This is a genomic window from Streptomyces sp. NPDC020996 (genome assembly GCF_040641355.1).
Lineage (GTDB): Bacteria > Actinomycetota > Actinomycetes > Streptomycetales > Streptomycetaceae > Streptomyces.
The window spans coordinates 13,027-39,242 of record NZ_JBFADM010000060.1; the positions used below are offsets into that span (position 1 = coordinate 13,027).

At 70.1% G+C, this 26,216-nt stretch carries 26 protein-coding genes; 10 read left to right on the plus strand and 16 right to left on the minus strand.

Annotated features, from left to right (window positions below):
* Window positions 1–6: 6 nt before the first annotated feature.
* Genes AB0G63_RS31020 through AB0G63_RS31035 form a run of 4 tightly spaced genes read right to left on the minus strand, consistent with a single transcriptional unit; the run spans window position 7 to window position 3,063 of the window.
* Window positions 7–813: an HpcH/HpaI aldolase/citrate lyase family protein gene (locus AB0G63_RS31020; RefSeq protein ID WP_360756988.1), complete on the minus strand. Its 807-nt coding sequence runs from the start codon at window positions 811–813 to the stop codon at window positions 7–9.
* On the minus strand, window positions 798–1,583 hold the full coding sequence (locus tag AB0G63_RS31025) for a 2-oxo-hepta-3-ene-1,7-dioate hydratase (protein ID WP_360756991.1): 786 nt from the start codon (window positions 1,581–1,583) through the stop codon (window positions 798–800). The genes AB0G63_RS31020 and AB0G63_RS31025 overlap by 16 nt, the downstream gene beginning before the upstream one ends.
* A 2-nt stretch (window positions 1,584–1,585) precedes the next feature.
* Entirely contained in the window at window positions 1,586–2,311 is a 726-nt protein-coding gene (locus AB0G63_RS31030) for a GntR family transcriptional regulator (protein WP_360756994.1), read from the minus strand.
* Window positions 2,308–3,063, minus strand: a complete 756-nt coding sequence (locus tag AB0G63_RS31035) for a hypothetical protein (RefSeq protein WP_360756996.1) — start codon at window positions 3,061–3,063, stop codon at window positions 2,308–2,310. The genes AB0G63_RS31030 and AB0G63_RS31035 overlap by 4 nt, the downstream gene beginning before the upstream one ends.
* A gap of 50 nt (window positions 3,064–3,113) precedes the next feature.
* Between AB0G63_RS31035 and AB0G63_RS31040 the strand changes: the two genes are divergently transcribed.
* Complete coding sequence (locus AB0G63_RS31040) at window positions 3,114–3,773, plus strand: GntR family transcriptional regulator (protein ID WP_360756998.1); 660 nt, start codon at window positions 3,114–3,116, stop codon at window positions 3,771–3,773.
* A gap of 12 nt (window positions 3,774–3,785) precedes the next feature.
* Here the strand turns inward: AB0G63_RS31040 and AB0G63_RS31045 are convergent, their stop codons facing one another.
* The 5 genes from AB0G63_RS31045 to AB0G63_RS31065 form a co-directional block, all read right to left on the minus strand.
* Window positions 3,786–5,105, minus strand: a complete 1,320-nt coding sequence (locus AB0G63_RS31045) for a DUF3500 domain-containing protein (RefSeq protein ID WP_360757001.1) — start codon at window positions 5,103–5,105, stop codon at window positions 3,786–3,788.
* A 25-nt stretch (window positions 5,106–5,130) separates the two neighbouring features.
* Window positions 5,131–6,177, minus strand: coding sequence for an amidohydrolase family protein (locus AB0G63_RS31050; RefSeq protein WP_360757003.1), 1,047 nt, complete (start codon window positions 6,175–6,177; stop codon window positions 5,131–5,133).
* Window positions 6,174–7,712: a sugar ABC transporter ATP-binding protein gene (locus AB0G63_RS31055; protein WP_360757005.1), complete on the minus strand. Its 1,539-nt coding sequence runs from the start codon at window positions 7,710–7,712 to the stop codon at window positions 6,174–6,176. The genes AB0G63_RS31050 and AB0G63_RS31055 overlap by 4 nt, the downstream gene beginning before the upstream one ends.
* A 77-nt stretch (window positions 7,713–7,789) precedes the next feature.
* Entirely contained in the window at window positions 7,790–8,953 is a 1,164-nt protein-coding gene (locus tag AB0G63_RS31060; protein WP_360757008.1) for a substrate-binding domain-containing protein, read from the minus strand.
* Between the two features lie 82 nt (window positions 8,954–9,035).
* The gene (locus AB0G63_RS31065; protein WP_360757011.1) at window positions 9,036–10,079 is read right to left on the minus strand and encodes an ABC transporter permease; all 1,044 of its coding nucleotides are present in this window, start codon (window positions 10,077–10,079) and stop codon (window positions 9,036–9,038) included.
* A 203-nt stretch (window positions 10,080–10,282) separates the two neighbouring features.
* Between AB0G63_RS31065 and AB0G63_RS31070 the strand changes: the two genes are divergently transcribed.
* From AB0G63_RS31070 to AB0G63_RS31095, 6 genes are read left to right on the plus strand one after another with little or no spacing between them, the layout of a single operon-like run.
* Window positions 10,283–11,029 carry a dienelactone hydrolase family protein gene (locus tag AB0G63_RS31070; protein WP_360757014.1) on the plus strand — a complete coding sequence of 249 codons (747 nt, stop codon included), beginning with the start codon at window positions 10,283–10,285 and terminating at the stop codon, window positions 11,027–11,029.
* Between the two features lie 39 nt (window positions 11,030–11,068).
* Window positions 11,069–12,367: an FAD-dependent monooxygenase gene (locus AB0G63_RS31075; protein ID WP_360757016.1), complete on the plus strand. Its 1,299-nt coding sequence runs from the start codon at window positions 11,069–11,071 to the stop codon at window positions 12,365–12,367.
* A complete protein-coding gene (locus AB0G63_RS31080; protein ID WP_360757019.1) occupies window positions 12,364–12,834 on the plus strand; it encodes a nuclear transport factor 2 family protein in 471 nt (156 codons plus the stop codon). The genes AB0G63_RS31075 and AB0G63_RS31080 overlap by 4 nt, the downstream gene beginning before the upstream one ends.
* Complete coding sequence (locus AB0G63_RS31085) at window positions 12,831–13,691, plus strand: fumarylacetoacetate hydrolase family protein (protein ID WP_360757022.1); 861 nt, start codon at window positions 12,831–12,833, stop codon at window positions 13,689–13,691. Before AB0G63_RS31080 ends, AB0G63_RS31085 begins: the two co-directional genes overlap by 4 nt.
* Window positions 13,688–14,074 (plus strand): RidA family protein, encoded by a 387-nt coding sequence (locus AB0G63_RS31090; RefSeq protein WP_360757025.1) that lies wholly within the window; start codon window positions 13,688–13,690, stop codon window positions 14,072–14,074. The genes AB0G63_RS31085 and AB0G63_RS31090 overlap by 4 nt, the downstream gene beginning before the upstream one ends.
* A 10-nt stretch (window positions 14,075–14,084) precedes the next feature.
* Window positions 14,085–15,293, plus strand: coding sequence for a DUF3500 domain-containing protein (locus AB0G63_RS31095; RefSeq protein WP_360757027.1), 1,209 nt, complete (start codon window positions 14,085–14,087; stop codon window positions 15,291–15,293).
* A 494-nt stretch (window positions 15,294–15,787) separates the two neighbouring features.
* Here the strand turns inward: AB0G63_RS31095 and AB0G63_RS31100 are convergent, their stop codons facing one another.
* Both AB0G63_RS31100 and AB0G63_RS31105 read right to left on the minus strand, forming a co-directional pair.
* Window positions 15,788–16,264: a MarR family transcriptional regulator gene (locus AB0G63_RS31100; RefSeq protein ID WP_360757030.1), complete on the minus strand. Its 477-nt coding sequence runs from the start codon at window positions 16,262–16,264 to the stop codon at window positions 15,788–15,790.
* Window positions 16,265–16,304: 40 nt separating this feature from the next.
* A complete protein-coding gene (locus AB0G63_RS31105; RefSeq protein ID WP_360757031.1) occupies window positions 16,305–17,438 on the minus strand; it encodes an FAD-dependent monooxygenase in 1,134 nt (377 codons plus the stop codon).
* A gap of 679 nt (window positions 17,439–18,117) precedes the next feature.
* Between AB0G63_RS31105 and AB0G63_RS31110 the strand changes: the two genes are divergently transcribed.
* On the plus strand, window positions 18,118–18,627 hold the full coding sequence (locus AB0G63_RS31110) for a hypothetical protein (RefSeq protein WP_360757033.1): 510 nt from the start codon (window positions 18,118–18,120) through the stop codon (window positions 18,625–18,627).
* A 127-nt stretch (window positions 18,628–18,754) separates the two neighbouring features.
* Here AB0G63_RS31110 and AB0G63_RS31115 read toward each other — a convergent pair whose 3' ends face one another.
* Together AB0G63_RS31115 and AB0G63_RS31120 are read right to left on the minus strand one after the other, a co-directional pair.
* Window positions 18,755–20,116 (minus strand): class I SAM-dependent RNA methyltransferase, encoded by a 1,362-nt coding sequence (locus AB0G63_RS31115; protein ID WP_360757036.1) that lies wholly within the window; start codon window positions 20,114–20,116, stop codon window positions 18,755–18,757.
* 54 nt (window positions 20,117–20,170) lie between these two features.
* Window positions 20,171–22,219 (minus strand): APC family permease, encoded by a 2,049-nt coding sequence (locus AB0G63_RS31120; RefSeq protein ID WP_360757037.1) that lies wholly within the window; start codon window positions 22,217–22,219, stop codon window positions 20,171–20,173.
* Window positions 22,220–22,611: 392 nt separating this feature from the next.
* Between AB0G63_RS31120 and AB0G63_RS31125 the strand changes: the two genes are divergently transcribed.
* Both AB0G63_RS31125 and AB0G63_RS31130 read left to right on the plus strand, forming a co-directional pair.
* Window positions 22,612–23,283, plus strand: coding sequence for a TrkA family potassium uptake protein (locus AB0G63_RS31125; RefSeq protein WP_360757074.1), 672 nt, complete (start codon window positions 22,612–22,614; stop codon window positions 23,281–23,283).
* Window positions 23,283–23,960, plus strand: coding sequence for a TrkA family potassium uptake protein (locus tag AB0G63_RS31130; RefSeq protein ID WP_360757039.1), 678 nt, complete (start codon window positions 23,283–23,285; stop codon window positions 23,958–23,960). Before AB0G63_RS31125 ends, AB0G63_RS31130 begins: the two co-directional genes overlap by 1 nt.
* A gap of 91 nt (window positions 23,961–24,051) precedes the next feature.
* Here AB0G63_RS31130 and AB0G63_RS31135 read toward each other — a convergent pair whose 3' ends face one another.
* The 3 genes from AB0G63_RS31135 to AB0G63_RS31145 all read right to left on the minus strand — a co-directional run bounded on the left by AB0G63_RS31135 (window position 24,052) and on the right by AB0G63_RS31145 (window position 26,177).
* Window positions 24,052–24,831, minus strand: a complete 780-nt coding sequence (locus tag AB0G63_RS31135) for a DUF3159 domain-containing protein (RefSeq protein ID WP_360757041.1) — start codon at window positions 24,829–24,831, stop codon at window positions 24,052–24,054.
* A gap of 3 nt (window positions 24,832–24,834) precedes the next feature.
* Entirely contained in the window at window positions 24,835–25,233 is a 399-nt protein-coding gene (locus AB0G63_RS31140) for an OB-fold nucleic acid binding domain-containing protein (protein WP_360757043.1), read from the minus strand.
* 212 nt (window positions 25,234–25,445) lie between these two features.
* Window positions 25,446–26,177, minus strand: coding sequence for an ABC transporter ATP-binding protein (locus tag AB0G63_RS31145; RefSeq protein WP_360757046.1), 732 nt, complete (start codon window positions 26,175–26,177; stop codon window positions 25,446–25,448).
* Window positions 26,178–26,216 lie beyond the last annotated feature (39 nt).

The window sequence follows — 26,216 nt, forward strand, 5'->3', positions numbered from 1 at the left end:
GCTCCTTCACTTGCCTGCGCGGCCCTGGCCGGGCGCGCCGATGAACCGTTCGGCCAGGGCTTCGGAGCCCCGGGCGAGCAGGGCGACGTCGGCGCCGACGAGGACGAACGACGCGCCCTGGTCGAGATAGGCCGACGCGACGGCCGGGTCGAAGGCGTTGACGCCGACGGGCTTGCCCGCGCCGCGGACGGCCTCGACGGCGCGCTCGACCGCGGCCACCACGTCGGGGTGGGTCTGCTTGCCGAGCAGGCCCATCGACGCGGCGAGGTCGGACGGGCCGACGAAGACACCGTCGACGCCGTCGACCGCGGCTATCCCGGCGGCGTTCCCGACGCCGGTGGCCGACTCGATCTGGACGAAGAGCGAGACGTGTTCGTCCGCGTTGGCCAGGTAGTCGCCGACGCGGTTCCAGCGGGCCGAGCGCGCGAGGGCCGAGCCGACCCCGCGGTTGCCGCGCGGCGGGTAGCGCACCGCCCGCACGGCCGCCTCCGCCTGCTCCGGGGTGTCGATCATCGGCATCAGGATGTTCTGGGCGCCGAGGTCGAGGATCTGCTTGATCACGACCGGCAGCAGGCCCGGCGCACGGACGAGCGGGGTGACCGGGTAGGCGGCGACCGCCTGGAGCTGCGCGAGCACCGACTCGAGCTGGTTGGGTCCGTGCTCCATGTCGATCAGCAGCCAGTCGAGGCCGCCGCCCGCGCAGACCTCGGCGACGAGCGGGCTGCCGCTGCACACCCACATGCCGATCAGGGGGCGGTCGGAGGCGGTGAGGGCCTCGCGGAAGGTCGCCGGGATGTTTACCGGAAGCTGCACGAGATCGTTCCCATCGTTCTGTAGTCGCAGAGCACCGAGTCGTCGCGCGACACCCACATCGGCCGGGTGAAGGATCCGGCGAGGATCAGCTCGCCGGCGTCGAGGCCGGTGCCGTGCTGGTGGAGTTTGTTGGCGAGCCACGCGACGCCCGTGGCGGGGTGGTTGAGCACACCGGCGGCGACGCCGGTCTCCTCGATCGTCTCGTTGCGGTAGAGCAGCGCGGAGATCCAGCGCAGGTCGACCGTGTCGGGTGCGACGGGGGTGCCGCCGAGCACCAGGCCGCCGTAGGCGGCGTTGTCGGCGATGGTGTCGACGATCGTGCGTCCTTCGAGTTCCAGGTGCGAGTTGAGGATCTCCATCGCCGGGACGACGTACTCCGTCGCACGGAGCACGTCGAAGAGGGTGCAGTGGGGGCCCCTGAGCGGTGCCTTGAGCAGGAAGGCGAGCTCGGCCTCGATACGGACGTTGGAGAACTCCTCGAACGGCACGACGGCGCCGTTCTCCCAGACGGTGTCGTCGAACATCACGCCGTAGTCCGGCTCGGAGATGCCCGTCGCCGCCTGCATGGCCCTGGACGTCAGACCGATCTTGCGGCCGACGAGGCGGCGGCCGACCGCGATCCGCCGGTCACGCCACAGCCCCTGGATGGCGTACGCGTCCTCCACCGTCGCCTCGGGGTACCGGGCGGTGATGCGCGGCAGCACGGCGCGCTCGGCGTGTGCCCGTTCGAGTTCGGCGGCGAGTTCGGCGCGGGTCTGGTCGGGAAGCATCGTCAGGCTCCTTGGTCGACGCGGTCGCCATGGGCGTCGTTGGTGTTGTGGATGTTGCGGGTGTTGCGGGTGTTGCGGGTGCGGAAGGCGTCGAGGGAGCCGGTGCGGTGCCGGTGCACCGCCTGCTCGATCCGGTCGGGCGTTCCGTCCCCCTCGATGAGGTCGAGCAGGTCGTCGTGCTCGCACACTGACTCCTGGGGCCGGTGCGGGACGAACCCGAAGATCGAGTCGCGCAGGTGGCCCAGCCGGGCCCACTCCGCGTCGACCATCTCCAGCAGCCGGGGGTTGGGGCACCTGGCGTAGAGGGTGCGGTGGAACTCCTGGTTGAGCGCGCTGAAGCCCCGGAGGTCGAAGTCGCCGAGCGCCTCGCGCATCGCCGCGTTGAGTTCCCGGGCGTGGGCCAGGTCCCGCCGGGTGAGGTGGGGCGTCGAGAGTGCGGTCGCCGCGCTCTCGAGCACGGTGATGACCTCCATCGTGTGGATGTAGCGGTCCGGGTCGGCCATGGCGACGCTCGCGCCGACGTTGGGTTCGAAGGTCACCAGGCCCTCGGCCGTGAGGTGTTGGATGGCCTCGCGGACCGGCACCACGCTCATGCCGAGCCGGCCGGCGAGCGTCGTCAGGACGAGGCGGTGGCCGGGACCGAAGGCCCCGGACGTGATCCGCTCACGGATCCACTCGTAGGCGATCCGCGACTTGCTGGTGGCCGGGGCCCGCCGGGTCCGGGTCACGAGCCGGCCCGCGCCGGGTCCGACGGCGCCGCCTCCGGCCCCGCGGCGCGTTCGGCCTCGTACCGCGCCCGCCATGCGGCGTTCATCGGGAAGAGCCCCTCGACGCGGTGGCCCTCGGCGACCTTCCGGGCGATCCAGCCGTCCTCCTCCTCCTGGGCGAGGGCGGCGTCGGCGATCTCCTCCGCGATCCCCGGCGGGATCACGACGACCCCGTCGGTGTCGCCGACGAGGATGTCACCGGGCTGCACGGTGGCACCGCCGCACGCGATGGTGAGGTCGGCGTCCCAGGGAACGTGCTTGCGGCCGAGCACGGCGGGGTGCGGCCCCGCCGTGAAGACGGGGATGCCCACGGCGGCGACGGCTTCGGCGTCGCGCACCCCGCCGTCGGTCACGATGGCCGCGGCACCGCGGGCGTGGGCGCGTATCGCGAGGATGTCGCCGAGCGTGGCCGATCCCTTCTCGCCGCGCGCCTCGATGACGAGGACCTCGCCCTCCGCCACGGAGTCGAAGGCGCGCTTCTGTGCGTTGTAGCCGCCGCCACGGCCGGCGAACAGGTCCTCACGGAAGGGGACGAAACGCAGCGTGCGGGCCGTGCCGACGAATTTCTGTCCCGCCACCACGGGACGGACGCCGTCGATGAACACGCCCTCGAGGCCCCGGCGGCGCAGCTGGGCCGAGAGTCCGGCGACGGGCGCCGACGCGAGCTTCGCCCGCAGCTCCGGGGTCAGAGGGGAAGCGGGTGTGGGGTTCAAGGCAGGACTCGCTTCAATATCGTGTACGGAATTGTGGTTGGATCTGCTGCATGGCGACCAAGACCGAACAGGCATTCATGATCCTCAAGGAACGGATCATGAACGGCACTTATGGACCTGGGCACCGTCTGGTCATCGACCAGTTGGTGCGCGAGCACGGCATCAGCTCGGTGCCGTGGCGCGAGTCGCTGCGCCGGCTCCAGGCCGAGGGCTGGGTGGAGATGGTGCCCAACGTCGGCGCGCTGGTGGCGACGTTCGACACCGACGCGTGGCAGCGGGGCCTGCAGATCGTGGCGCGCCTCGGCGGCTACGCGACGGCGCTGTCGGCGCCCCACCTGACCGAGGCCGACCTGACGGCGGCCCACACACTCGACCGGCAGATGAAGGAGGCGCTGGCCGACTTCGACCCGGCCCGCTTCGGCCGGCTCAACCGGGAGTTCCACCGGTTGCTCGCCTGCCGCTGCCCCGACCGCCGTCTCGTCGACATGGTCGACAACGAGTGGGCCCGGCTCGAAGTCGTCCGCAGGTCGGCCTTCTGGTACGCCCCCGGCCGCGCCCAGGCCGCCATCGCCGAGCACGAGGGCATCCTGCAGCTCATCGAGTCGGGCGCGTCGGCCGAGGCCATCGAGGCAGCCGCGAAGCAGCACGAGATCAACACCATCGAGGCGGTGACGAAGTACGAGGCCGGCCTGCCGGACCAGCGGTTCTGAAGCGGGCACGGATCACTCGCCCCGCTCGCGCCACAGGGCGATGAGCGCCTTGGCGTAGTCGTTGCCGTTGGGGTGCCTCAGCGTCGTGTGCACGTGGAACCGCGCGGGCAGCTTGTTGTTCAGCCACACCCCGGCGTGGTCGTCGAACTCGGCGATCAGCACCGGGCTGTGCGCCCGGAAGTAGAACGGCTGGGAGCCGTCCGTGGCGCCGTACCAGGAGAACCACGTCTCGTCGGCGTGCTCGTCGTACTCCGCCAGCGCCAGCTCGCGCTGCCCCTCGACCAGCAGGTGCAGGCAGTCGGCGACAATGCGGCGGAGCAGGTCGCGCTGGGCGTCGTCGAGTTCGTCCGCCGGAATTCCCTCGTAAGGGATCACCCGGTTGTCACGGAACGCGCCCGCGACGTGCCGCTCGTCGGCGGGGTGCAGCCGTCCCTCCGGCATCTCCGGGTCGAGGACGGACTCGTAGACGACCGCCCGGGCGCGCTGGGCGGCCGTGAAGGAAGCGGCCAGTTCGAGGGCGAGCCTTTCCCGCTCCGCGAAGAGCGGCTCGTGGCCGCCGTCGTCCATGAGCGCGGGCTCGGCGCCGAGGAAGACCGGGGCGATGACATGCCGGCCCCCCACGGAGACGAAGTTGAGGGCCACATGATGCCCGAAGAGCTGCCAGCCCCACGGCTCGCCCCGCGCGCCCGCCGACGGGTCGCCGAAGATGGAGAACCAGTAGCTGTGCCGGTTCATGACCGTGGGCAGGCCGACCAGCTCGCCGAGCCGGCCGTTGAGTTCCATGGCGCCCGAGACCCGGGCGTAGCCCTCGGGGCTGAGCGATGCGCGGAGGATGCCGTGGATCGCTGACGTCTTGTCGCCGGTGAGCACCTCCATCCTCAGTCCCACGCGGTAGACCATGAACTCGGGGTTGCTCCAGGACCGCCACTCGGGGGCGTCGATGTCGTGGCGCACCGCGTCCAGTTCGCCGGGGGTGAGCATGCCGAGGAAGCGGACGGCGGCTTCGGCGGGCGCGCTCCCGGTGTCCGGCGGCGCGGCGGACGGCAGGGCGTACAGCCCCTCGCGCACCGTGCCGTCGGAGGTGATCCCGACGAACGGCTCGCGGTAGAGGCCGTCCCAGTAGGCGAGGAGGTCGCGCAGGAAGGGCGCCTGGTAGCGGTTCTGGGCGAACTCCTCGTAGGTCATCCCGCGGACCTCGGTGAGCCTGGGGTCGTCGAGGTCGGGCAGGAAGGTGCGGTAGCTGTCGTCGGTCAGCTCGACCGCCTCTTCACGGCCCGTCGTGCGGGAGGTCGTGAAGAAGCCGTCGATGTCCTCGTCCGGTAGGGCACTCATCGGTCTCGCTCTGCTCGGGTGCGGGTCAGATCGGGAGGTTGAACATCTTCTTGGCGTTGCCGTGGAACACGGCCTCGCGGTCGGCGTCGCTGATGTCCAGCTCGTTCTTGACGAACTCGACGCCCTGGCTCATCCAGGAGCGGAAGACGGGGAACGAGGAGCCGAACATGTAGTGGTCGGCACCGTTGATCTTCAGCGCCGCCTCGACCTGGATCTTGCCCCAGGAGTGCGGGTGGGTGAGGTCGAAGAAGATGTTGTTCTCGAGGTACTGCTTGATCTTGTCGCCACCGGACGTCGACAGACGCTGCATCGCCTCGCCGGCCTTGGGGGCGTGCGGGGTGAGCAGATCCGTGACCCCGAACCAGTTGCCGCCGAGCATCGTGTGGATGAACTTGAGGTCGGGGAACTCGTCGAACATGCCGCTGAACAGCTCGCGCCCGACCGCGATGCCCTGGTCCATGATGCGGCCGTACTCACGGCGGAAGTTCTGGTAGTCGATGACCGACTTCCACTCCACCGGCAGCGGCGTGTGGTGGACGATGACCGGGACCTTCTTGTCGTTCAGCACCTTCAGGTACGGCTTGAACGCCTCGTCGTCGAGGTACAGCTGGCCGTAGTGGCAGGCGAGCTGGACGCCCACGGCGCCATTGTTGAGGCAGCGCTCGAGCTCGTAGATGTTCTCCTTGCCGCCCCACGGAGGGACGCAGGCGGTCGAGAACAGCCGGCCGTCGGACTCGGCGACGATCTTGGCGGCGTTGTCGTTGACCGCCTTGCAGGTCTCCAGGCCCAGCCACTCCTGCCAGACCGGGACGCGCATGACGCCGTAGTCGACGCCGGCATCGTCCATCGCCTTCAGCTTCGCCTCGGTCGAGTAATCGCCCTCGACGTAGTTGAGGTTGGGGTAGCCCTTCGGCTTCTCCAGGACCAGCTGCTTCTTGCCGTCCTCCATGGTGATGACGCCGGCGATCTCGCCGAAGCCGCGCGGAGCGCTGTTCAGGAAGCCGTTGAGGATCTTCTCGTTGGTGAACAGGTCCTCGGGCAGGTGGTGGATGTTGATGTCGACGACGGTCATGACGCTGCTCCTTGCGGGGTGCGCTCGCGCAGCTTGGTGCGCGAGGTGTCGGTGTAGATGCTCTGGACGATGTCATGCGGGGTGAACTCACCCGTGAGCTCCCGCTCGACGACACCGTCGCTGAAGACGAGTACGCGATCGCACAGCAGCGCGAGCTCGTTCTCGTCGGAGCTGGCGACGAGAACGGCGCGGCCCTCGTGGGCGGCCCCGCGGACCGCTTCGACGATGGTCTTGCGCGCGCCCACGTCGACGGCCTGGGTGGGCTCGTGGAGCACCAGCAGCGCCGGGTCGGTCGCGAGCCACTTGGCCAAGAACACCTTCTGCTGGTTGCCCCCGCTCATGTTCCTGAGCACGGCGTGCGGCCACGGGGGTCGCACGTCGAGGCGCTCGATCCAGTCGGTCGCCAGCTGCCTCTCGGCTGCGTTCCGTAGCGGCCGCACCTTGGCGGAGGCGGTCGCGGTGCAGGTCTGCGGGAACGCGATGTTCTCCGTCACGGTCATCCCGCCGACGAGACCGGCCGACTCACGGCCCTCCGGGACGAGCGCGATGCCGCTCTTGATCGCCGAGGCCGGCGACAGGCCGCTCAGCGCGAACTGCCCTGCGGGAAGGGTTACGGTGCCGCCGTCCGCCTTGCTGACACCGCTGATCAGGTAGGGGACGTCCTCGTGGCCCGCCCCGCTGAGTCCCGTGACGCCGACGACCTCGCCGGGCCGGATCCGCAGGGTCAGCTCGCGGAGGTTGCCCCCCGTGAGGCCGTCGACCACGACGGGGGCGGCGTCGGTCACTGCGTCGGCCGCCGTACGATGCTCCAGGCCCTCGACCTCGCGCCCGAGCATGAGGTGGGCGAGGTCGGACTTCGTCATGCCCTCGACCTCCTGGCCGGCCACGACGATCTCGCCGTCGCGGAGCACGGTGACCCGGTCGGCGGCCTCCACGACCTCCTCCAGGCGGTGTGTGATGAGCAGGGCCGAGGTGCCGGTCGCGACGATGCGGTCGAGCAGGGCGTAGAACCGCTCGAGCGACTCGCGGCCGAGAGCACGCGTCGACTCGTCGAAGATGATGACTCCGCTGCCGTCCTCGAGGTCCTGCACGGCACGGGCGATCGCGACGACCGCCTTCTCGTCCTCGTGCAGGTCCGCGACCCTGGCGTCGAGCGGGATGCGGCGCGGGCCGAGCCGCTCGAAGACGGCCTGCGTCGCCGCGGCCTCGGCCTTCCAGTCGATCCGGCGCAGGAAGCGCGAGCCCTTGAACCGGCCGAGCCGGGTGTTCTCCAGCACGGTGGCGTCCGGCACCAGGCCGAGGTTCTGGTGCACCACCGCGACGCCCGCGGCACGGGACTCGTCGGGCCGGACCGGCAGCCGCAGGTCGGTGCCATCGACCGTGACCCGGCTGCCCGCGTCGGGGCGGTAGAGGCCGGTGAGGATCTTGGCGAGGGTGGACTTGCCGGACCCGTTCTGCCCGATGAGGGCGTGGATCTCGCCGGGACGCACGTCCATGGCGACGTCGCGCAGGACCGTGGCGCTGCCGAAGGTCATCGTGACCCCTTCGACGACGAGCCGAGGGACCGGCGGGAGAGCGGTCTCCGTAGCCGGGGCCTTGTCCTGGAGCCCGCTCACGCGACGCCCCACAGCTTCTTGAAGTCGTCGGTGTAGGTGGCCGGGCCGAACCACTCGCCGGACAGCTCGGCCTCCTCGGTGAGCTTGACGTCGCCGATGTTGTCCTTCGTGAACAGTCGCGTCGGGATGGTGTACTCCGGCACCGGCCGGCCGAGGATCAGGCGCAACGCCGCGTCGGTGTCGACCCAGCCCTGGAAGGCCGCGGCCTGGGCGGTGACGGCCGCCAGCGAACCGGACTTGAGTGCCTTCATGCCGCCGAGGGATGCGGAGCCGGTGACGACCTTGACGTCCGTGCGCGACGTCTGCTGGACACCGCCCTGGGTCGGCTGCAGGAACTGCTCGAACTGTGCGTCGACGTAGTTGATGGTCGGGTCCTTGAGCAGCACGGCGCTGGTCGAAGAGGGAACGAGCGCGAAGTTGGAGGACGAGACCTTGTTGATCGTCAGCTTGCAGTCGGGGCAGCTCTTCTTCAGCGCGGCCTTGCCGTCGGCGACGAAGTCGGCGGGCGACGGGCTGTCGGAGCTCTGGTTGACCAGGATGTCGGCCTTGCCCTTGGAGTCCGAGACGATCCACTCGAAGAGGCGGATCTGCTGCTCGCTGCCGGGGACCTGCACCCAGGTGAGCGTCTTGGAGGCCGGGTGGGACGGGTCGGGCACCTGGTTGCTGAGGACGACCGGGATGCCGGCCTTCTGCGCGGCGTCGAAGCCGTTGGCCGCCAGCGTGTACGGGATGGCATCCGCGATGATGGCCGCGGCCTTGGCGTCCGTCGCCTGGCCGACGCAGCCGCCGATGTCGGTCGGCGTTCCCTTGCCGTCGCAGACCTGGAGGCGCAGGCCCACGGCCTTCGCGGCGGCGGCGAGGGTCTTTTCGGTGGTGGTGAACTGCGGCGCCTGCTTGGTGATCGGGACGTAGAAGATCGTCTTTCCGGCGACGGAGTCGACGTCGTCGAGCTTCTCCGTCGGGACGGGGTAGGCGTCCAGCGGCTTCATCGCCGTGGCCAGCTTGTCGTCGGCCGCGGAGGTCGAGCCGGCGGCGCCGGCGGACGTGGTGTCCCCCGCGTCACCGCCGCAGGCGGCGAGGGAACCGGCGAGGAGGGCGATGCCGGCGGCCGCGGCCCAGGTGCGGGTGCGTCGACGGGAGGTGTGACGTGCGGGTCTCATGGCGAACTCCGTTGTTTGCTGAGAATGACGCGGGGGGCGGGGTGGCGGGGGTGGCTGGTCCGGGAGGGCGACCGGCGGGTGATCAGCGCGAACGGCCGCGCAGCACGGTCGAGATGGTGACGGCGACGACGAGGACGCCGCCGTAGAAGACGCTGGTGACCCAAGAGGTCGCGCCCAGGAGCTGGAGTCCGAGCACGCCGGTCGCGAGGAAGAAGACGGCGATGAGGGTGCCGAGCGGGTTGAACCGCCCCGGCTGGAGGATCGCCGTGCCGAGGAAGGTCGCCGCGAAGATCGGCAGCAGGTAGCTCTGCGACACGTTGGGGTCGAAGCCGCCGGTGGCCGCGGCGGAGAGCACGCCTCCCACGCCGGCGATGAGGCCCGCGGTGGTGAAGGCCCCGATACGGACCCGTGTCACGCGCACCCCGGCCAGCCGGCTGACCTCACGGCTCTCACCGACGAAGCGCATGGTGCGGCCCAGCGGTGTGAAGTGCAGGACGTAGGCGAACCCGAGCATGAGCGCGAGCCCGTAGAAGAAGCTGACCGGAAGGCCGGCGACCGGCTGGAGCGCGATGTCCTTGAAGTCCGTGGGGAGGCCGCTGACCGGCATCAGGTCGGAGACCCAGAGGGCGATGCCGAGGAGGAAGGTGCCCATGCCGAGCGTCACCACGATGGTGTTGACGCCGACCTTGACCACCAGCCAGCCGTTCACGGCGCCCACTGCGGTGGACAGGACGACCGAGGCGAGCACCGCCGCCCACACGTTCCACCCGTGGTTGACGTTGAGGATCGTCAGCATGATGGCGGCGAGCCCGAAGTTGGAGGCGACCGACATGTCGACGAACTCGCCGACGATGATCGTGCAGAGCAGGGCGGCGGTCAGGAAGACGAGCGCCGACTGGTTCTGACTGCCGAAGATCACCTTGAGGCTGCCCGACGTCATGAAGGTGTCGGGGCGCAGGGCCGAGAAGAGGACCGCGAGCGCGATCCAGACGCCGATGACGGCGAAGCGGGAGGCGAACCAGGGCCCGCCGCCGCTGTGCTTCACAGGGGCTGCCGGGGCGGAGGCCGGTGCGGGCGGTGACGTCACGCCGGTGGTCGGCTCGGCGGCCGTGGGCATATCTGACATGGGATCGGGCGCTCCCTGGCTGGTACGTGCGGGCTGTGGTGCCGAACACTTCAGAATCGTGTGCGAAACCATATACAGAATCGCCTGCAATGCAAGACCTGCTGCCACCGTGAATCGTGGTTGAAATCGTACATGATCTCGCCTACGGTTTCGGATCAATGTGTGGCACAGGCCATATCCCAACGCGAAGAGGCAGGGAAAACGTGACCCAGGCAGCCTGCCGTGACGTCGAGTACCAGCACGAGGGGACCCGGATGCTGGGTCTGGTCGTGGCGCATCAAGGCGAAGCCGGCGCCTCCTCCTCCGCCGCCGCGGTCCTGCTCCTCCACGACGCCTTCGGCGTCGGCGAGGAGATGATCAGCCACGCGACACGGCTCGCCGCGGCCGGACATCCGGTGTTCCTGGCCGACGTGTGGGGCGAGCGCGCCACGCCGGTCTCGGTCGACGAGATCGGCCCGCTGATCGGCGCCATGGCCCAGGACCGCAAGCGCTGGATGGGGCGCGTCGCCGCAGCTCACGCGGCACTCGACGCGCAGCCGGAGTTCGCCGGCCGTCCCCTGGCCCTCCTCGGTTACTGCTTCGGTGGCTCCTCGGCGCTGGAGTACCTGCGCACCGGGGCCGATGTCGCCGGGGTCGCCGCCGTGCACCCCGGGCTCGACCTGCTCGAACAGGACTGGAGCACTCCGGGCTCGGCCTCCGTGCTGCTGGTGATCGGCGCCGACGACCCGATGGCGACGCCTGCCATGCGACAGCGGCTCGCAAAACACCTGAGCGCCGCCGGGCTGGACCACCAGCTCCACCTCTACAGCGGCACCACCCACGCCTTCACCAGCCCGAAGGCCGCCGACTCCCCCGATCCCGCGGTGTTCGCCCACCACCCGCGCAGTGCCGCGCGCGCCTGGGCGGCCACCACCGGCTTCCTCGCCGAGCTCTCCGCTCCGGCCTCCTGACCACCCGCCTGTCCCCCCTCACCTGACGAGGACACCCACATGACCACCACTGATCCCGACATCGCGATCATCGGTGCCGGTCCGGCCGGCCTGCTCACCGCGCTCCGCATGCACCAGAAGGGCTTCCGCCCGGTCGTCTACGAGGTCGTGCCCGAGCTCAAGCCGCTCGGCGTCGGCGTCGACATCAAGACCGTCGGCACGGCCGAGATCGACGACCTCGGGCTGCTGGAGGAGTTCCGCGCGATCTCCGTCGACGCGGAGGACTCGATCTTCTACAACCACTTCGGCCAGGAGATCTACGCCGAGAAGTGCGGCGTGCACATGGGCTACCTGCACGAGCAGCGCTTCGTGCACCGCGGCACGCTCCAGATGCTGTTCTACGAGGTCGCGCTCGAACGGCTCGGCGCGGACGCGATCCATCTCGGCACCGGCGTCACCGGATACTCGCAGGACGACACCGGCGTGACGCTCGACCTCCGGCACGACGACGGCCGTACGGAGCAGGTGCGCCATGCGGCGGTCATCGCCTGCGACGGCATCAAGTCCGCCATCCGCAAGCAGATGTTCCCCGATCTCTCCGAGCCGCACTTCTCCGGCATCACCATGTGGCGCGGCACCACGGTCATGGAACCGTTCCGCAACGGCCACACGATCCTGCACATCGGCGACCCCGACATCGCCTCGATGATCGTCTACCCCATCGCCGACAACTTCGAGGGCACCGGCAGGACCCTGGTCAACTGGGTCGCCGAGACCAACGGTGAGGAGACCATCGAGGACTGGAACCAGGTCGGCGACATCAGCGAGGTCATCCCGCTCTTCGACACCGTCGACCTGCCCTTCCTCGACGTCCGGCGGATGATGCGCGAGGCCCGCGAGGTCTACCTCTTCCCCCTGATCCGCCACGACCCGCTCGACAACTGGGTCGACGGCCGGGTCGTCCTGCTCGGCGACGCCGCCCACGCGATGTACCCCCGCGGCGGCAACGGCATCACCCAGGCGATGCTCGACGCCCGCGTCGTCGTGGACAAGCTCGCCGAGACCCCGGACGACCCGCACGCGGCCTTCGTCGCGTACGACGCGGCCCGCCGCGAGGGCGTCAACCGGATCGTGATGAACATGCGCGGCGAGGGATACGAGGTCATCCGCCGCATGGTCGCCGAGCGCACCGGGGGCGCTCCCGTCAAGGACATCGAGGAGGTCCTCCCGCTCGCGGAGGCCGACCAGATCTTCAGCAAGTACCACGCGCTGGTCGGTTCGCCCCGTCCCGGCTTCGAGGCCGGCGAGGCGACCGGCTACCGCACCAATGACCTCGACGAGTACGGAGCCACGGCATGACCGTCGCCCCGGTGGTTCTCGCCGACGAGGCCACGCGCGCAGCGATCCTCGACGTGGAGGAGCGCCGTCAGCAGGCGCTGCTGGAGATCGACCTCGACACGCTGCGTGACCTGTACGACGACTCGCTGATCCACACCCACGCGCCCGGCCTGACCCACACGAAGGCCCAGCTCCTGGAGCACGTCGCCACCCGCGCGCCCTACAAGGGCGCCACCCGGGGCGACCTCACCGTCCGTGTGATCGGCGACGTCGCGATCATGACGGGCCGTCTGATCAACCGCCTCGGCAGTCCGGACGGCTCCGAGCGCACGGTCGCCGGCCAGGTGATCCAGGTGCTGCGGCGCTGCGAGGACGGCGCCTGGCGCTTCGTCAGCTTCCAGATGACCCCGGACGGCGAGCACGTCTGGACCCCCACCGCCGAGGAGAAGGCCGGCCTCGACAGAATCGCGCAGGAGGAGCAGCAGTGAAGATCGCACGCTTCCACACCCCGGAGGGGCCGACGCGGCTGGGCCGGGTCGACGGTGACCGGGTCACCGACATCTCGGACGTCGTCGGGGGCACGTCGCTGCGGTCGATCCTGCCCCTGCTGCCATCGCTGAAGCAGGAGATCCTCGCGGCCGACGGCCCGTCGCACGCGCTGGCCGACGTGGTCCTCGAGGCCCCGATCGACAACCCGCAGAAGTACCTCGGCATCGGCATGAACTACAAGGAGCACGCCGAGGAGGCGCGCGCCGCGGGCATCCCGATCCCCGAGAACCAGATGTGGTTCAACAAGCAGGTCTCCTGCATCACCGGCCCCTACGACGGCATCGTGAAGCCCCACCTCTCCGACGCCCTCGACTACGAGATCGAGCTCGGCGTGGTGATCGGCCGGCGCTGCAAGCACGTAACCGTCGAGGACGCCCGCTCGGTCATCGCCGGGTACCTCGTCGCCAACGACGTGTCGGTCCGCGACTGGCTGCAGAAGAAGTCGCCGACGTTCACGCTCGGCAAGTCCTTCGACACCCACGGCCCGATCGGCCCGTGGCTGACCACCGACGACGAGATCGCCGACCCGCACGACCTGCGGATGACCCTCAGCGTCAACGGCGAGATCCGCCAGGACTGGGCGACGAACGACATGGTCCACAACATCTACGAGCAGATCGCCTATCTCTCGCAGGTCTTCACCCTGATGCCCGGCGACATCCTCGCCACGGGCACGCCCGCGGGCATCGGCGCGATGCAGGGCAGGTTCCTCAAGGTCGGCGACGTCGTCCGCGCGAAGATCGAGGGCCTCGGCCACATCGAGAACCGCGTCGTCGCCGAGGGCTCAGCGCCATGAGCACCCGTACCAGCATCGATCTCCCCGGGTTCCGCCACGTCAACCCGATCCCGGCCGCCAGCCGGATCGGCCCGTTCGTCGCGACGGGCGCCCTCACCGGCCGCGACCCGGTGACCGGCGAGATGGCGCCCGACGCCGACCAGCAGTTCGCGCACGTCTTCACCCACGTCCGCACCCTGATGGCCGAGCTCGGCGGCACGACGGACGACATCCTGAAGATGACGTTCCACCTCACCGACCCCAACGACCGCGAGGCACTCAACCGTGAGTGGCAGGCGATGTTCCCCGACCCTGCCAACCGCCCCGCCCGGCAGGCGATCGCGGCCCGGCTCGACCGCGGCGCCGTCGTCCACTGCGACCTGCTCGCGGTGCTCAACGACTGAGGAAGGAATCATGACGCACCTGCCCGACCCCGGCGGCTCCTCGCCCGGACCCATGACCTACGAGGCACCCGTCACCATCAAGCGGATGCTCTTCGCCACCTGGGCGCTGCTCGACTCGCTCCGCCCCGAGCTCAAGGCCGCGGCGATCGTGCCCGACATGAGCGCTCCGGGCCGTGTCGACTGGGACTTCATTCCCAAGCCCGACCGGGCCGGCATCCCGATGCACGCGCTCGACCGGCACCAGAAGGTCATCGCGCAGTCGCTGCTCAAGGCCGGCCTCAGCATGCGCGGCTACAGCCAGGCGCTGTCCGTGATGGCCACGGAGAACATGCTGCGCGAACTCGAGGTGGTCGAGCGCGGCTTCGGCGTCCTCGCCGGCGACTTCCGCGACCCCGAGGGCTACTGGTTCAGCTTCTGGGGACGGCCCGGCTTCGAGGACACGTGGGGCTGGCGGGTCATCGGCCACCACCTCTCCCTCAACTACACGATCGTCGCGCAGCGCCACCTCACCGTCACACCGCTCGCGATGGGCGCTCAGCCCGTCGGCGCCGGCGTGCTGGACGCGCTCGGTGAGAACGAGCGCCGGGCTCTGGCGATCCTGCACTCGCTGTCCCCCGACGCACAGGAGCAGGCCGTCGTCCACGATGTCGCGCCCGCCGACTTCGTCACCCGTCAGGTGCCCCGCGTCGGCGCCGAAGAATGGCCCGACTGGGTCGACCTCGGGATCGTCGGCTACGAGACGACCGACGAGGACCGCGAGCGCCTGCGCTTCGTGAAGTCCGACCCGTCGGGCATCAACGGCGCCGACCTGACCGGCGATCAGCTCGATGCCGTACGCGGCCTTCTCCTCTACTACGTGGAGACCGGTCCCGACGAGCTGTCCCGGCAGTACCGCGAGCAGGTTCTCGCGGCCGACCCGCGCGACCTCCGTTTCGCCTGGGCGGGCGGACGCGAGGCGAACACCGCCCACTACTACCGGATCTCCACGCGTGACCTGCTCGTCGAGGCCGACAACGCGGTCGCCGCGGGCCAGCACGTCCACGCGGTCTGGCGCGACCTCAACAACGACCTCGGTCACGACCTGCTGCTCGACCACTACGCGCAGCACGGCCCGGACGGCCGGCACCTGCGCCGCCGACTGGTGTCGAACCGGCCGGCCGAGGACTTCCCGCTCGAGACCGGCGGATGGTACGTCCCGGAGGTCTACACGAAGCACTGACCCACCCGTGGAGCACGTCGGTCGCCGGGCCACCCGCGTGGGCAGCCCGGCGATCGGCACACCACCATGATCAACCATCAGAGGCTCGACACCTCACCGCCTGTCGTGCACGAGCTCGTCAGCCGCCGTCCCGCACGCGGGAACGCGTCTCGTGCAGCGGTCACCAGCGACCGGAGGATCAGGTGCCTGTCGGCCGACGTGATCGCTGAACTCGTCGCGGAGACGAGCACGTTGCGGGTGTACGGCACCGAGATCCGGGTCCGCCGGCCGGCCGCAAGGACCGGGACGGGTTCCTCTCCGGCAAGAACAGGCAGAACGCCGGCGGGCCCCGGCCCGCCGCCTCGGCCGCCGCGAGCGCATGAGCGACACCGTCCAGGCCGTCGCCGGACTGCTGTCCCGCCGACAGACCGCGGACCTGACATCGGCGCGGCCGACAGGGACCTCAAGTCCCGCCGACATCCTCGGCACCTTCCTGCCTGCCGAGCACGAGCTCGTCAGACCGGGGCCCCGATATGCGCCTCGCCCGGCTCTATGACCCGGAGGCGTTCATGGAGCGCCGCCAGCGCCTCCGCGGCCTGCTCGATCGCCGTCCGATGCTCCGCGCTCAGCCCCTCAAGGGCCTGCCGTATCGGCACCGCCCAGCTTTCCGCGATCGCCTCGTGCTCCGAGCACCCGAGCGGGGTGGGTCTGACCAGCGTGATGCGGCGATCCGTGGGGCTCCTCTCCTTGATCACGAAGCCGCGATCGGCCAGGACCCGGATCGCCGCACTCACGTTCGGCTGACGCAGTCCCAGTGCCTGCGCCAGCTCGCCGACCGTGGACCCCGGCGCGTCGATCACTTGTTTCAGCAACGCCAGCTCAGTGGTCGGGATCGGGCCGACGCCTGCCCGCTCGGGCGTCCGCCGGTGGACGGTCCACCCGAGCTCGCGCAGGACGTCGGCCAGTTCACGCTTGTCCGGGGAGAGGCTCATCCCGCCTATCGTAGTCAACGACCCCGCGGGAAGGCACAGCTCAGAGGGGCTGGGCCATGACCTCCAGGACATGGTCGGTGGCGTCGATGTTGTCGAAGCCCGGCTTGCGGCCCATCTCCCACTCCGCGATGTCGAGCGAGGTGTCGACGACGAGCTTGCAGCGCTCGAAACGGCGGTCGGTGTACTCCGCGAAGGCCCCCTCGAGGTCGTCGTGCCTGTCGAGGCAGTCGGCGAGCACCACGCCGTCCTCGATCGCCTGGGCGGCGCCCTGGCCGAGGTGCGGTGTGATCGCGTGGACGGCATCGCCCATCAGGACGATGCGGCCCTTGTGCCACGGGGCGTCCACGATCAGGGATTCCTCGGGCCGCAGCACGATGTCGCAGTCGTCGGTGATGAACTCGTCCCGGATACGGCCCATGAAGCCACCGAACGGAGCGAGGTACTCGCGCAGCTTCTCGGCGCTGTCCATGCCCGAGTCAGGGGTCTGCTTCTCCATGTGGGCGTTGTAGAAGAGGTAGGCCAGGTCCTTGCCGATCGGGACGAGACCGGCCATTCCCTCGGTACTGGCCTGCAGGATGATGCTGTCGATCTCCGGCAGGAGCGGGATGTTGACGCGGTAGGCCGACTGTCCGATGTAGTAGGGCGCGACCTCGCCCTCGACGACGTAGCCGCGGGTCTTGGAGTAGACGCCGTCGGCACCGACGACGATGTCGAAGCGGCCGGTGGAGCCGTCGGTGAAAGCGACGTCCACGCCGGCGCCGTCGTCCTCGAGCTCCGTGAAGGTCGTCGAGTAGCGGATGGTCACGCCCGCTTCGAGGGCGTGGGAGGTCAGGATCTCGTGCAGCTTCGGACGGGTGAGGCCGTTCATCGGAGGCAGGTCGACACCGGGGACGGGCGTGCCCGGCATCTCCTTGACGAAGGTCCCGTCCGTGGAGTAGAGGCCACCCCAGCGCTTGGCCGGGTAGCCGGCCGCGATGCAGTCCTGGGCACAACCGATCATGTCGAGAGCCCGCAGGGCGTTCATCGGCTGGATGATGCCGACGCCGTAGACGGACGAGTGCGCGTCGGAGTGGAGCTCGACGACCGTCGTGTCGAAGCCCTTCTGCTGAACGGCGATGGCCGTCGCGAGACCGCCGATGCCTCCACCGACGACCAGGATCGAACCTCGACTCATAACAAGTCCCCTTTGACTCAGCGGAGTTGATCCGCAATCAGGTGCGTTGTGGCGTCCACCACAGCCGGAAGATACGAACACATATATATATGTGTCAATACTTCTGACAGCGCGGGTCCCGAACCCCTCCGCGGGACCGCCTCCACTCCGCGCCGTCGCGATCCCCGCCCGCATTCACGCACCGCAAGAAGCAAGGGACGCCGGCCAGGAAGCCCGGGGCCCCGCCGGCAAGGTGCGGTGGGGGCGCGCGACAGGCGCTCGCCGCTGCGAGCAACCCCGGGGGGGGGCCGGCCCGTGGATGGGCCGAGGCCGCTCTCGGGCGACGGCTGGTCAGGGGGCGCGTCACGTCGGCAAGGCGACCGGGGCGACACCTCCGGCGCCGGGACCACGATCAGAAAGTGCGGCTGCCACCCGCCGTACCGCTGCCACAGAGGCGCCGGCGGCGGCGCCATGCTGCCGAGCAGCCCTGCAAACCTCCAGGTCCGAGCCCTGCCACAGGAATGAGCAGAGACCGCGCCTCCCCGTCCTCGTCCGAGACAGACGCTGTGGGCGTGTACTCTTGGCTGCGAAGTCCGGCGCGTACAAGCATTCCGAAACAGCGCCCGTCTCCCGAGTCGACTCGGGAGACGGGCGCTGTTTTTGTTGCCGGTCTCCGTATCGAGCGATGAGGAGCTGCACTGTGAGCGACAACCCCTTTCACACCCACCTGCCGCGCAACCCGAAGGAATTCGTCACGTTCATGCTGGTCATCGCCGTGATCTCGGTGAACGTCATCCCGGTGGTGATCGGCGGTCTGACCGCCGGCTTCACCCTGGCCATGTGGACCGATCTGCTGGAGGTGATGCCGGCCCTGCTGGTCGCGGTCATGGCCGTCGTCCTGCTGACGATGAAGCCCGCCGAACTGCTCACCGCACGGCTCGTGCGCCCGGGCGACAGCTTCCGCGCCCATATGATCTTGAACGCCCTGTGCAGCGTGCTGTTGATCTCCCTCGTGATGACGGTGGTCGGCACGTGGATCGGCACGCGGCAGGTCTCCACCGAGCCCCTGAAGCAGTTCGCACACCTGTGGCCGCGGAACTGCACCATCGCGTTCCTCGTCGAGGTGCTGCTCGCCCAGCCGGTCGCCCGGCAGGTCATGCGCCTCCATCACCAGCGCGTCGACGCCCGCGCCGCGCTCGCAGTGGCCTGACAGCTGGGCGTGATCCGGCCGGGTGCGACAAGCGGTCGCGTCTGCGGCAGCAGAACGCTGGAGACGGCACGAGAGCGTTGCGTGGGAGAAAACGGGTCAGACCACCGGCGTCACCGAGAACCGCGGGTCAGCGACCCTTCGCCACGGGTTCGAGAATCGCCACGCACTCCACGTGGTGGGTCATCGGGAACAGGTCGAACGCCCGCAGCGTGCGCACCCGGTAGCCGCCGTCCCGGAAGTACGCCAGGTCACGTGCCAGGGCGGCCGGGTCGCAGGCGACGTAGGCGATGCGGCGGGCGCCCAGGGAGGACAGGTGCTCCACCGTCCGGCGGCCCGCTCCGGCCCGCGGCGGGTCCAGGACGATCAGGTCGACCTCGGTGATGCCGGTGCGCGGCAGGACCGACTCGACCTTGCCGTGCTCGACGCGGACGCGGTCGAAACCGGCGAGGTTGTGCCGGGCGTCCTCGACCGCCCGCTTGCCGGACTCGATGCCGAGCACCGCGCCCTGGTCGCCGAGCCGGTCGGCGAGGGCGCCCGCGAACAGGCCGACGCCGCAGTACAGGTCGAGCGCCGTCTCGCCCTTGCGCGGCAGCAGGCCCTGCATGACCGCGGTCACCAGGGTGTCCGCGGCCTTCGGGTGGACCTGCCAGAAGCCACCGCTGCCGACGCGGTAGGTGCGGCCGTCGGCGCGTTCGCGGACGAAGGGGCGGCCGTGGACGCGGTGCACGCCGCCGTCCTTCTCCCCGACCCGCATCACGGACACCGGCCGGTCCAGCTCCACGATCGGAAGGCGGGCGCCGGGCTTCGGGGTGAGGATCACCTGCCGGTCCTGCGAGCCGGTCGCCGCGATCGCGTCCACGGACTCCATGCCGCTCCAGTCCCGCTTCTCGATGCCCAGCTCGCTGACGCCCTCGGCGGCGATCATGCAGTGGTCGATCGGTTCCACCTCGTGCGAGCGGTGCCGGCGCAGACCCGCGTGCCCGTCGGCGTCGACCGCGTACTGCACGCGCGTGCGCCACCGCGGCACCTGCCCGGCGGGCAGTTTGTCGCCCTCGGCCGGCACCACCGTGCCGTCCCAGCCGGCCTCCTCGGGGGTGAGACCGGCCAGGCGCCGGAGCTGCTCCTCGACGACCTCGCCCTTGAGCCTGCGCTGCGCCCCCGGCTTGGCGTGCTGCCAGTCGCAGCCGCCGCAGCGGCCGGGACCGGCGTAGGGGCAGGGCGCCTCGATGCGGTCCTTGGACGCCGACAGCACCCGCACGGCGTCCGCGCGCAGGAACCGGGCCCCCTCCTCGCCCTCGGTGACCCTGGCCACGACCCGCTCACCGGGCAGCGTGTGCCGGACGAACAGCACCTGTCCCTCGGACGTGCGGGCGATGCAGTGGCCGCCGTGGGCGACGGGGCCGACCTCGACCTCGTACTCCTCCCCCACGAGGGAGCCGAGCGAGCCGGCCGGCGACCCCGCCTGCGAATTCTTCGGTTCTGCCTGCATGGCGGGGTGACTCCAGTAGCGAGAGGGGGAACGGGCGGACAACAGCCCACCAGTCTACTTCGGCGCCGGTGCCTCCTTGGCCCGTTCCTGGGCCGGGCCGCGGCGCACCGAACCCGGCGCGTTCCACTCCTGCCGCCTGCGGGCCCGGAGCTTGGCCGCCTCGGAGGACTGCAGCTGGTAGGGGACGGAGGTGACCATCACGCCCGGCGTGAACAGCAGCCGGCCCTTCAGTCTGAGGGCGCTCTGGTTGTGCAGCAGGTGCTCGTACCAGTGGCCGACGACGTACTCGGGGATGATCACGGACACCGCGTCGCGCGGCGACTCCTTGCGCAGGCTCTTGACGTAGTCGATGACCGGGCGGGTGATCTCGCGGTAGGGCGAGTCGAGGACCTTCAGCGGTACGTCGATGCCGCGCTCCTCCCACTCCTCGCGCAGCGCCTTGGTCTCCAGCGGGTCGACGTTGACGCTGAGCGCCTCCAGGGTGTCCGAGCGCATCAGCTTGGCGTACGCCAGCGCCCGCAGCGTCGGCCGGTGGATCTTGGAGATCAGGACGACGGAGTGGACCCGGGACGGCCGGACGCTGTCGTCGCTCGGTCCCTCGGGGGCCGCGAGCTCCTCGGCCACCCGGTCGTAGTGCTTGCGGATGGCGGTCATCGTCACGTAGAAGATCACCATGCCGAGCAGGGCGACCCAGGCGCCGTGGGTGAACTTGGTGACCAGCACGACGACCAGCACCAGGCCGGTGAAGAAGGCGCCGAAGGTGTTGATCGCGCGCGAGCGCACCATGTGGCTGCGCCGGGCGGGGTCCTTCTCCACGGCCAGGTGGCGGTTCCAGTGGCGGACCATGCCGGTCTGGCTGAGCGTGAAGGACACGAACACGCCGACGATGTACAGCTGGATCAGCCGGGTGGAGTCGGCGCCGTAGATGATGACGAGCAGCATCGCCGCGCCCGCGAGGAGCACGATTCCGTTGGAGAAGGCGAGGCGGTCGCCGCGGGTGTGCAGCTGGCGGGGCAGGTAGCGGTCCTGGGCGAGGATGGAGCCGAGCACCGGGAAGCCGTTGTAGGCGGTGTTGGCGGCCAGGAACAGCACCAGGGCGGTGGCCGCGGCGAGCACCACGAACAGGAAGCTGCCCTTGCCGAAGACGGCCTCGGCAACCTGGGTGATCACCGGGTTCTGCACGTAGCCGGCGCCGACCCCGACGCCGTTCTTCAGCAGGTCGGTCGCCGGGTTCTCGGCCATCCTGACCTTGGTGGTCAGGGCGAGGACGATGATGCCGCAGAACATGGTCACCGCCAGCAGGCCCATCATCGCGAGCGTGGTCGCCGCGTTCCTCGACTTGGGCTTGCGGAAGGCGGGGACGCCGTTGGAGATCGCCTCGACACCGGTGAGCGCGGCGCAGCCGGAGGAGAAGGCGCGCAGCAGCAGGAAGACCAGCGCGAACCCGGCGAGGCCCTGGTGCTCGGCCCGGATCGTGTACTGGGCCGTCGGCGCCCGCATGGTGTCGTTCAGGACGAGTCCGCGGAACGCGCCCCACACGATCATGATGAAGACGCCCGCGACGAAGACGTACGTCGGGATCGCGAAGAGCTTGCCGGACTCCTTCACGCCGCGCAGGTTCATCAGTGTCAGCAGCACGATCACGGCGACCGCGCAGGCCACCTTGTGCTCGACGACGAACGGGATCGCGGAGCCGAGGTTCTCGATGCCGGAGGCGATCGAGACGGCGACGGTGAGGACGTAGTCGACGAGCAGGGCGCTGGCGACGGTCAGGCCCGCGCGGGGGCCGAGGTTGGTGGTGGCCACCTCGTAGTCGCCGCCGCCGCTCGGGTAGGCGTGCACGTTCTGGCGGTAGGAGGCGACCACCGTGAACATGAGCACGACGACCGCGAGCGCGATCCAGGGGCTGAAGTGGTACGCCGACACGCCCGCGATGGACAGGACCAGCAGCACCTCGCCGGGGGCGTACGCCACGGAGGACAACGGGTCGGAGGCGAAAACGGGCAGGGCGATGCGCTTCGGCAGGAGGGTTTCCCCCAGCCGGTCGCTGCGCAGTGCGCGCCCGATGAGAATCCGCTTGGGCACGTCGGTCAGTTTGGACACAACAGAGCATCGTAGGCGTTCGAACGAGTGCCCAGCCACCTGCCACCCCGCATCTGCCCACCGGGTGAAAACGGAGCCCTCCGAGCTGCGGATTCCGCAGCCGACGGCATCGGCATGCCTATATGACAAACCCCCGCTCGTTTCCCGGCCCTTGCCGCCATCAGGAGGTCCCATGCACAGCACCGCAGAGCTGATCGGCGCCGCGACGGCCCTCCTCGGCCTCGGAATCCTGACACTTGCGAGCGTCCGCAGCATCAGCCGCCGCTGATCTTCACCGGCCCGCGGGGCAACCGCGCACGGGGGTGCCGTCGTCCTACCGCGCGTGTGTAGCTTGGGCCTCGGTCTGAGAACCTGATGTGACCGAGCAGTATCTGGAAACCGGAAGGACGGTCGTGCACATCGTCATCATGGGCTGCGGAAGAGTGGGGTCCGCTCTCGCCCATACGCTGGAGCAACAGGGGCACACGGTCGCCGTCATCGACCAGGACCCCACCGCCTTCCGTCGTCTCGGCCCCGGCTTCGGCGGCCGCCGGGTGACCGGGGTCGGCTTCGACCAGGACACCCTGCGCGAGGCAGGCATCGAGGAGGCCGGCGCGTTCGCCGCCGTCTCCAGCGGCGACAACTCCAACATCATCTCGGCGCGCGTGGCCCGCGAGATGTTCGGCGTGGAGAACGTCGCCGCCCGGATCTACGACCCCCGCCGCGCCGAGGTCTACCAGCGCCTGGGCATCCCCACGGTGGCGACCGTCCGCTGGACGGCCGACCAGATGCTGCGCCGGCTGCTCCCCTCGGGCGCCGAGCCGCTGTGGCGCGACCCCACCGGGGGCGTCCAGCTCGCCGAGGTGCACACCTCCGCCGCCTGGGTCGGTCACAAGATCAGCAAGCTGCAGGAGGAGACGGGCGTCCGGGTGGCGTTCCTGACCCGCCTCGGCGAGGCGATACTGCCTTCCTCGCAGACGGTGCTGCAGGACGGCGACCTGGTGCACGTGATGATGCGCACCGACGATGTCCACAAGGTCGAGGCGGCGTTCGCCAAGGGTCCCGAAGAGGAGGGCGGTCACTGATGCGGGTCGCCATTGCCGGTGCCGGCGCGGTCGGCCGCTCGATCGCGGGCGAGCTGCTGGAGAACGGCCACGAGGTCCTGCTCGTCGACAAGGCGCCGACCGCCATCTCGGTCGAGCGCGTCCCGCGGGCGGAGTGGCTGCTCGCCGACGCCTGCGAGATCACGGCCCTGGACGAGGCGGCCCTCCAGCGCTGCAACGTCGTGATCGCCGCGACCGGAGACGACAAGGTCAACCTGGTCGTCTCGCTGCTGGCGAAGACGGAGTACGGCGTGCCGCGGGTGGTCGCCCGCGTGAACAATCCGAAGAACGAGTGGCTGTTCAACGAGGCGTGGGGCGTGGACGTCGCCGTGTCGACCCCGCGTCTGATGTCGGCGCTGGTCGAGGAGGCGGTGAGCGTCGGCGACCTGGTCCGCCTGCTCCGTTTCAGCCACGGCGACGCCAACCTGGTCGAGCTGACCCTGCCGGAGGAGTCGGCGCTGGCCGGCACGCAGGTCGGCGACGTGGAGTGGCCCGAGGACACCTCCCTGGTGACCATCATCCGCGGCACCCGCGTGCTGACCCCGTCCCGCGAGGATTCGCTGGAGCCGGGCGACGAGCTGCTGTTCGTCGCCGCGCAGGCCCGGGAGGAGCAGCTCGAGGACCTGCTGTCGGTGCGGCGGGAGGACGCCGCGGGCTGAGCGCCGCAGCCGGCAGGTGTACGTGAGGGGCGCCCGGAGATCCGGGCGCCCCTCACACACGTCGTGCGCGTACGCGTACACGTACCGGTGTCTACGTCTCCCTGCGGTGCCGTCCACCCGTGGACTCGCCGCGCTCCGGCGCCCCGGCGTCGCCCTCCTGCGCGGCCTTCCGCTCCTGCTCGGCCTTCTCCTCCGCCTCCATCTCGGCGAAGACGTCGATGGGAGCGGGCGCCTTGGCGAGGAACACCCAGGTCAGCCATACGGCGAGCAGGAACGGCGGGATCTTCAGCGCGACCAGGACCCAGCCCAGCTGGGTGGTGTCGGCCCACCAGTACAGCGGGAAGAGGATGGCGCACTTGGCGAGCAGGATCAGCCCCCAGGCCCAGCTCGCCTTCGCGTAGGCGGCCTTGCGGCCCGGGTTGCGGGTGCGCCAGGAGAGGTTCTCCTTGAAGACCGGGCCGAGCATGAGGCCGATCAGCGGCACGCCGGCCAGCGTCGTGACGATGTACGTCAGCGCCAGGCCCAGGGTGTACAGCATGCCGGGCAGGTAGAAGTCCTTCGCGTTGCCCGTCATCATCGCGAAGACGACGCCGAAGACCACGCCGAAGACGCCGCTGAAGGCGTGCTTGACGGTGTCCCGCATGGCCAGGCGGACCACCACGAGCAGCAGGGACACGGCGAGGGCGGCGATGGCCGACCAGTGCAGGTCCTTGTTGATCGTGAAGATGGTGACGAAGAGGAGGCCGGGCAGCACCGTCTCGACCATGCCCCGGATACCGCCGAACGCCTCGAAAAGCGCGGCCTCGGTCACCGCCCGGGCGTCGTCCTGCTGAGTGGTGTCTTCGGTCGTCGGCTTGTCGAGTGACGTCACCGGCTACTCCCGTCCGAGGGGTCTCAGTTCGTATTTGGGGTTGAACAGCACCCGGCGGCCCCGGCTCATCGAGATCCGGCCCGATGCGATCAGCCTGCGCCCCGGCTCTATCCCCACTATGGAACGCCTGCCGAGCCACACCACGTCCAGCGAGCCGGTGCCGTCGAACAGCTCGGCCTCCAGGGCCGGCACTCCGGCCCGCGGGCGCAGCGTGACCGTGCGCAAGGTACCAGTAACCGTGACGACCTGTCGGTCGCCGCAGTCACCGATCCGGATGCAACCCGCCGTCTCGGCGTCCTCCCGCAGCTCCTCCGACTCCAGGTCCTCCTGGGACGAGGAGAGCCGGTCGAGCATGCGCCGGAACCGGCCCACCGGCTTTTCGGAACGAGGAACAGCACTCATGTCTGAAGCCTACCGGGGTGCACTGACGGTTACGTACCCGCCGTGCGCCGCCCCGAACCGGCGCGTACGGGCCTGACGGGCCTCACGGGCCGTAGGCTGCCGCTTCCCGAACCGGTAGCCCTGCCCTGCTCTGTAGGGAAATGCCGGGAACGTAACGAATCAGACTCCAGCCTACGGGCCGGCCGCGTCACGCACATCCGCTGGGCGGCCCGTCAGCGTTCGACGATCTCGCCGTCGCTCAGTTCCAGCACCCGGTCGGCCAGGTCGAGCAGGTTGGCGTCGTGGGTGGCGACGAGCACGCAGGGCGGTCCCTCCGCCCGGCCGAAGCCGAGTGCGGCGGACCGTTCGCTGTGGACGACGGCCCGCAGCAGTTCCATGACGTGGTGACCGGTCTCGGCGTCCAGCTGGCCGGTGGGCTCGTCGGCGACGATCAGGGCGGGGCCGTTGGCGAGCGCGCGGGCGATGGCGACGCGCTGCTGCTGGCCGCCGGACAGCTCGCCGGGGCGCTGTGCCGCGTGGTCGGCGAGACCGACCAGGGACAGCAGCAGTTCCACGCGCTCCTCGCGTTCGCGCGGGTCGGTCCGGCGCAGCCGCATGGGGACGCCGACGTTCTCGGCGGCGGTGAGGATCGGGATGAGCCCGAAGGACTGGAAGACGAAGCCGACGCGGTCGCGGCGCAGGGCGAGCAGCCCGTCCTCGTCCAGCCCGGCCAGGTCCAGCCCGTCGACCTCGACGCGTCCGGCGTCCGGCGCGTCGAGTCCGCCGACGATGTTCAGCAGCGTCGTCTTCCCGGATCCGGACCGGCCCTTGAGGGCGACGAGCTCGCCGCGCGCCACCTCGAAGGAGACCCCGCGCAGGGCGTGCACGGCGGCGGCTCCGTGGCCGTAGGACTTGTGGACGTCCTCGACGCGCACCATGGTCCCGGTGAGCACCCGGCTGCTCATGTCGCCTCCCCCGTCGGCCGGGCGCCAGTATCGCCGCCC

Coding starts and splice junctions, on each gene's coding strand:
- AB0G63_RS31025 (WP_360756991.1), bottom strand. CDS start 1,583: ATGCTTCCCGACCAGACCCGCGCCGAACTCGCCGCCGAACTCGAACGG.
- AB0G63_RS31050 (WP_360757003.1), bottom strand. CDS start 6,177: ATGACCGTCGTCGACATCAACATCCACCACCTGCCCGAGGACCTGTTC.
- AB0G63_RS31140 (WP_360757043.1), bottom strand. CDS start 25,233: ATGAGTGCTGTTCCTCGTTCCGAAAAGCCGGTGGGCCGGTTCCGGCGC.
- AB0G63_RS31045 (WP_360757001.1), bottom strand. CDS start 5,105: ATGAGTGCCCTACCGGACGAGGACATCGACGGCTTCTTCACGACCTCC.
- AB0G63_RS31105 (WP_360757031.1), bottom strand. CDS start 17,438: ATGAGTCGAGGTTCGATCCTGGTCGTCGGTGGAGGCATCGGCGGTCTC.
- AB0G63_RS31055 (WP_360757005.1), bottom strand. CDS start 7,712: ATGACCTTCGGCAGCGCCACGGTCCTGCGCGACGTCGCCATGGACGTG.
- AB0G63_RS31100 (WP_360757030.1), bottom strand. CDS start 16,264: ATGAGCCTCTCCCCGGACAAGCGTGAACTGGCCGACGTCCTGCGCGAG.
- AB0G63_RS31115 (WP_360757036.1), bottom strand. CDS start 20,116: ATGCAGGCAGAACCGAAGAATTCGCAGGCGGGGTCGCCGGCCGGCTCG.
- AB0G63_RS31095 (WP_360757027.1), top strand. CDS start 14,085: ATGACGCACCTGCCCGACCCCGGCGGCTCCTCGCCCGGACCCATGACC.
- AB0G63_RS31130 (WP_360757039.1), top strand. CDS start 23,283: ATGCGGGTCGCCATTGCCGGTGCCGGCGCGGTCGGCCGCTCGATCGCG.
- AB0G63_RS31075 (WP_360757016.1), top strand. CDS start 11,069: ATGACCACCACTGATCCCGACATCGCGATCATCGGTGCCGGTCCGGCC.
- AB0G63_RS31080 (WP_360757019.1), top strand. CDS start 12,364: ATGACCGTCGCCCCGGTGGTTCTCGCCGACGAGGCCACGCGCGCAGCG.
- AB0G63_RS31065 (WP_360757011.1), bottom strand. CDS start 10,079: ATGTCAGATATGCCCACGGCCGCCGAGCCGACCACCGGCGTGACGTCA.
- AB0G63_RS31040 (WP_360756998.1), top strand. CDS start 3,114: ATGGCGACCAAGACCGAACAGGCATTCATGATCCTCAAGGAACGGATC.
- AB0G63_RS31090 (WP_360757025.1), top strand. CDS start 13,688: ATGAGCACCCGTACCAGCATCGATCTCCCCGGGTTCCGCCACGTCAAC.
- AB0G63_RS31060 (WP_360757008.1), bottom strand. CDS start 8,953: ATGAGACCCGCACGTCACACCTCCCGTCGACGCACCCGCACCTGGGCC.
- AB0G63_RS31145 (WP_360757046.1), bottom strand. CDS start 26,177: ATGAGCAGCCGGGTGCTCACCGGGACCATGGTGCGCGTCGAGGACGTC.